At 71.2% G+C, this 5,969-nt stretch carries 1 protein-coding gene; it reads right to left on the bottom strand.

Annotated elements, in window-relative coordinates:
- Nucleotides 1-5,969, bottom strand: a 5,969-nt coding sequence (locus tag ACZ5WG_RS40675) for an amino acid adenylation domain-containing protein (RefSeq protein WP_468729686.1), incomplete at both ends; no start/stop codon positions are given.

Here is a 5,969-nt window from a genome sequence, read left to right as displayed (position 1 = left end):
CTGATGTGATGCACCAGCACCAGCAGCACGTGCTCCTCCGGAGCCACCTCGAACAGCCACGCCCGGATGGGAATCTCCCCGGACAGATCGAAGCCATAACGAGCTGCAGACGCCAACTCCCCGGCCAGGGAAGCCTCGTCGATGGAACCAAAGGTCACCACGGGTCGTGCCGCCTCCGACGGCAGGACCACCTGATACGAACGACCCCAGGCATCCTCCGTGAAGACGGTCCGCAGGCTCTCGTGCCGCACCACGACATCGTGCAGCGCGGCGGTCAGCGCGTCACCATCCAGGGTGCCGGACAGCCGCAGCGACAACGGCACGTTGTAGGTCGCGGTCGGACCCTCCAGTCGGTTCAACAGCCACAGTCGGCGCTGGGCGAACGACACCGGCACCGGGTCGGGGCGTACCTCCGCCCTCCGCACACCGGCCCGCGCACCGTCCGCACCATCCAGCGCAGCCGCCAGCCCGGCCACCGTCGGAGCCTCGAACAGCTGCCGCACCGCCAGCTCGATACCGAGGACCGACCGGACCCGCGACACCAGCCGTGTCGCGAGCAGCGAGTGCCCGCCCAGGTCGAAGAAGCCGTCGTCGATCCCGAGCACCGGCACACCCAGCACCTCGGCGAACAGCCCGCACAGCACCTCCTCGCGCGGCGACCGCGGGGCCCGGTGCGCAATGTGAGCGGGCAGCTCGGGCGCGGGCAACGCCTTCCGGTCCAGCTTGCCGTTGGGTGTCAGCGGCAGCGCCGCGAGCGGCACAACGGCCGCAGGCACCATGTACTCGGGCAGGGAGAGCGCCACGTGCGCCCGCAGTCCGGCGGTGTCGGCGCGCGCGCCGGGCACGAGCACAACGTAGGCCACCAGTCGCTTGTCACCCGGCCGGTCCTCGCGGACGACCGCCGCGGCGCTCCGCACCTCCGGATGGCCGGCCAGCGCCGTCTCGATCTCGCCGAGCTCGATGCGGAAGCCGCGCAGCTTCACCTGGTCGTCGACCCGGGCAAGGTACTCCAGCTCTCCCGAGGCCGACCAGCGGACGAGGTCACCCGTGCGGTACATCCTCGCGCCGGGCTCGCCGAAGGGGTCGGGGACGAACCGTTCGGCCGTCAGGTCCGGGCGGCCCAGGTAGCCGCGGGCCAGGCCGGAGCCCGCCACGTACAGCTCCCCAGCGGTGCCGACCGGGACCGGCTCGAGCCCGCTGTCGAGGACGTGGACGCGGGTGTTGCCGATCGGCTTGCCGATCGAGCCGCGGACCGCGCCGCTGTCGGTCGTGACTGTTGCGGCGGTCGACCAGATGGTCGTCTCTGTAGGGCCGTAGAGGTTGGTGACGGAGCTCCCGGCCGTGCACAGCGCCGCGGCGAGGTCGGCCGGCAGGGCTTCGCCGCCGACGAGGATCCGTACGGTGTCGAGGCCGGTGGCCTCGTTCTCCAGTACCGCACGCCACAGGCTCGGGGTGGCCTGCATCACGGTCGCGCCGGAGGCGCGGAGCAGGGAGCGGAGGAGTACCGGGTCGCGCGTCTCCTGCTGAGATGCCAGCACGGTGGCGGCACCGCTGATCAGCGGCAGATAGAGCTCCAGGCCGGCGATGTCGAAGCCGACCGTGGTGACGGCCAGCAGCCGGTCCTCGGGCCGTAGCGTGAAGCGGTGGTCCATCGCGGTGAGGAAGTTGACCAGCGCCGGATGTTCGATTACGACGCCCTTGGGGCGGCCGGTCGAGCCGGAGGTGTACAGGACGTACGCCGGGAGTGCCGGGCTGGGCAGGGGCGGCAGGTTGTCGCCGAGGTGGCCGTCGAGGTCGGTCCGGTCGAGCAGGACGGCGTTGCCGGGTTCCGCCAGCTGTAGCCGGGGGGCGAGGTCCGCCGTCGTCAGGACCAGGACGGGTGCCGCGTCCGCGAGCATCAGACGGATCCGCTCGGCCGGGAAGTCCGGGTCGATGGGCAGGTAGGCGGCGCCGGTCTTGAGTACGGCGAGCAGGGCCACCACCAGGTCGGATGTGCGCGGCAGTGCCACGGCGACGAAGCGTCCCGGCCCCGCGCCCCGCTCCGCGAGCAGTCGCCCGAGCCGGTTGGCCCGTTCGTTGAGGTCCGCGTACGACAGGGAGAGGGCGCCGCCTTCTCCGTGGATGACGGCCGTCGCGTGGGGGGTCCGTTCCACCTGGGCCTGGAACAGCTCGGGCAGCGACACCTGCGGCACCTCGTGGGCGGTGTCGTTCCAGGTGACGAGGGTCCGCTCGCGTTCGGCGGTGGAGAGCACGTCCAGTCGGTGGAGGGTGTCCTCGGGTCCGGCCGCGAAGGCTTCGAGGGTGCGGACGAACCGCTCGGCCAGGGTCAGTACGGTCGCCCGGTCGAAGAGATCGGTCGCGTAGCTCAGTGCACCGTTCAGGCCGGCCGGTTCGCCGCTCGAGGTGTGGCTGTCCGCGAGGGCGAGGGAAATGTCGAACTTGGCGATGCCCGTGTCCACCTGATGCCCGGAGACGGTCAGGCCCGGGAGCTCCACGGAGGACCCGGTGGCCCCCTGTGCGTCCTCGTTCCAGGTGAGCATGGTCTGGAAGAGGGGGTGGCGGGACATGGACCGGGTGGGGTTCAGCACCTCCACCAGCCGCTCGAAGGGCACGTCCTGATGGGCGTACGCCGCGAGGGCGTTCTCCCGGACCCGGGCGATCAGCTCACGGAACGTCGGATTGCCCGACAGGTCCGTCCGCAGGACCAGCGTGTTCACGAAGAACCCGACCAGATCCTCGGTCGCGCCATCCGTACGACCCGCGATCGGCGTACCGATCGGGATGTCCTCACCGGCACCGATGCGCGAAAGCAGTGCCGCGAACGCCGCCTGGAGGACCATGAACACCGTGGCGTGGTTCTCCCGTGCGAGTCGCACGAGCTCGGAGTGGAGTTCCGAAGGGATCGACACCGCCACGGTGTCTCCACGGTAGGTGGACGCGGCGGGCCGCGGCCGGTCCGCGGGAAGTTCGAGTTCCTCGGGGAGTCCGGCCAGATGGGCCTTCCAGTAGTCGAGTTGGCGGGCGATGGCGCTTTCGGGGTTTTCCTCCGTACCGAGGACATCACGCTGCCACACCGTGTAGTCGGCGTACTGGACGGTGAGGGCGGCGGGCCATCCGGGCTCGACGCCGGCCAGGCGGGCCGTGTAGGCGGTCGTCAGGTCGTGCGTGAGCGGTCGCAGGGACCAGCCGTCGGCGGCGATGTGATGCACCTGGATCAGCAGGACGTGGTCATCGGGTGTCAGCCTGAACAGCCAGGCGCGCCAGGGGACCTGCGATGTGAGGTCGAAGGTGTGTCGCCCGGCCTGCCGCAGGTCCGCAGCGAGCGCGTCCTCGTCCGTGTCGACCCGGATCAGCTCCGGATCGACAGCGCCTTCGGCGAGGACGACCTGGTACGGGCCTTCGCCGTCCTCGGCGAAGAGGGTCCGCAGGCTCTCGTGCCGGGCCGCCACGTCCTTGAGCGCGGCCGCCAACGCGTCCTCGTCGAGCCGGCCCGTCAGCCGCAGGGCCATCGGGATGTTGTACGTGGTGGACCCGGATCCCTCGAACCGGTCGAGGAACCACAGGCGGCGCTGCGCGAAGGACAGCGGGATGCGCTCGGGCCGCGGGCCGCGTGTGAGTGCCGGCCTGCCGGCCGCCCCGGCCGCGCCGGGGGCGGCGTACCCGTTCGCGTCGAGCGATGTGTCGAGCTGGGCGACGGTGGGCGCTTCGAACAGGCTGCGTACCGGCAGTTCGACGCCCAGCGCGGCGCGGATCCGGTTGACCAGCCTGGTCGCGAGCAGGGAGTGTCCGCCGAGGTCGAAGAAGTTGTCGTCCAGGCCCACCTTCGGCACGCGGAGCACCTCGGCGAAGAGCTCGCAAAGGATCTCCTCGCGCGGCGAGCGGGGAGGCCTGGCGCCTGCTTTGCCCTCGCCGTACTGCGGTGCGGGCAGCGCTTTGCGGTCGAGTTTGCCGTTGACGGTGAGGGGCAGCGCGTCGAGGATCACGATCGCCGACGGCACCATGAAGGCGGGCAGGTGCTCCGTCAGGAACCGGCGCAGTCCGGTGGGCTCCACCGGAACCGTCTCGATCCCCTCCGGTGCTCCCCCGGCCGGTGCGGCGGGGACGACGTAGCCGACGAGCTGCTTGTCGCCCCTGACGTCTTCGAGGGCCACGACGACGCACGAGCCGACACCCGGATGCCGGGCGAGGTGCGCCTCGATCTCCGCGGGCTCCACACGGAAGCCCCGCACCTTGACCTGCTCGTCGGCGCGTGCGACGAACTCCAGACGCCCGTCGACGTTCCACCTCACCAGGTCGCCGGTACGGTACATCCGCACGCCGGCGGCACCGTAGGGGCTCGCCACGAACCGTTCGGCCGTCGGTTCCGGCAGTCCGCTGTAGCCTCGGGCCACTCCGGGCCCGGTGACGTACAGCTCGCCCACCGCCCCGATGGGTACGGGGAGCAGTGCGGCGTCCAGGACGTACGCGTGCATATGGTCCAGGGGACGTCCGATGGGCACCGTACGGCCCGGTGCCGGAAGGCTCCGGGAGCTCACCTCGTGGTGGCTGGCGAACACCGTGGTCTCGGTCGGGCCGTAGCCGTTGACCACCCGCAGGGCCGGGTGGCGGTCCAGGACGCGGCGTACCGCCTCGGCGGAGACCACGTCGCCGCCGGTCCAGACGTCCAGGACCCCGTCGAAGCATTCCGGGCGCTCGTCCGTCAGGACGTCGAACAGGCCGGCCGTCAGCCAGAGGCCGGTGATCCCCTGCTCTCGGACGAGCCGGTGCAGGTCCTCCGGACTCAGCTCGCCCGGCGGGGCCACCACCACGCGGCCACCCCTGACGAGGGGCACCCACAGTTCCATGGTGGAGGCGTCCCAGGCGTGCGGAGAGTGGAACAGGACGCGCTCCGCCGCCTCCGCACGCCACAGCCCGTCCAGGGCCAGGGCTGCCACGTCGGCATGGGTGACCTCGACGCCTCGGGGCGTGCCGGTCGAACCCGAGGTGTACAGCGTGTAAGCCAGCTGGCGGGAGTCCACGGCCACGCCGGGATCACTGTCGGGTGCATCCCGCAGGGCCTCGTCGTCACCGTCGGCCACGATGACGGCGGCAGGTCCGGCCAGTGACCGGGCCCGCTCCTCGGAGGCGCGGTCGGCGAGTACCACAGGGGCGCCGGTTTCCGCGATGATCGAGCGGACACGGGCGTCCGTATAGGCAGCGCTGAGGGGAACGTAGGCGCCGCCGGCCTTCAGCACGGCGAGGAGCGCCACCACCACTTCTGGCGACCGCTCCATCAGGACCACAACAGGCGATTCCGGCCGCACCCCGTCCTTGATGATCCGGTGCGCCAGCCTGTTCGCCCGGGCGTCGAGCAGTCGGTAGGTGAGGGACAGGTCGTCGGCCGCGACGGCCACCAGCTCGGGGTGGGAGGCCACTTGTCCGTCGAAGAGCGAGAGCAGGGTGGTGTGGGCCGGGACGTCCTGGTCCGTTCCGGGGGTGCCGCTCCATTCGGCGAGCAGCTGGTGCTGCTCGGCCGGGGACAGGACCGGTGTACGGGTGACCTCTCGTTCGGGGGCCCGGACCAGCTCCTCGACGACGCGCAGGAAGCGTTCGACGATCGCCCGGGCGCCGGAGTGGTCGTACAGGTCGGTGCTGTAGTCCAGCACGGCGTGCAGTCCGGTGCTTTCGGTACCGGGTGAGGGCTCCACGAAGCCGAAGAGGAGGTCGAACTTGACGGTGCCGCCGTCGGAGGGGCGTGCCGAGACGGTCAGTCCGGGGAGTTCCGCGACTGCGTCGAACGCCGCGTGGCCGTCGCCTGCGTTCCAGGTGAGGACGGTCTGGAAGAGGGGGTGGCGGGACATGGACCGGGTGGGGTTCAGCACCTCCACGAGGCGTTCGAAGGGCACGTCCTGATGGGCGTACGCGGCGAGGGCGTTCTCCCGGACCCGGGCGATCAGCTCACGGAACGTCGGATTGCCCGACAGGTCCGT

Source organism: Streptomyces sp. NPDC032745 (genome assembly GCF_055579465.1).
Note: the sequence above shows the minus strand (reverse complement) of the source record. Positions and strands in the feature narration are given on the sequence as shown.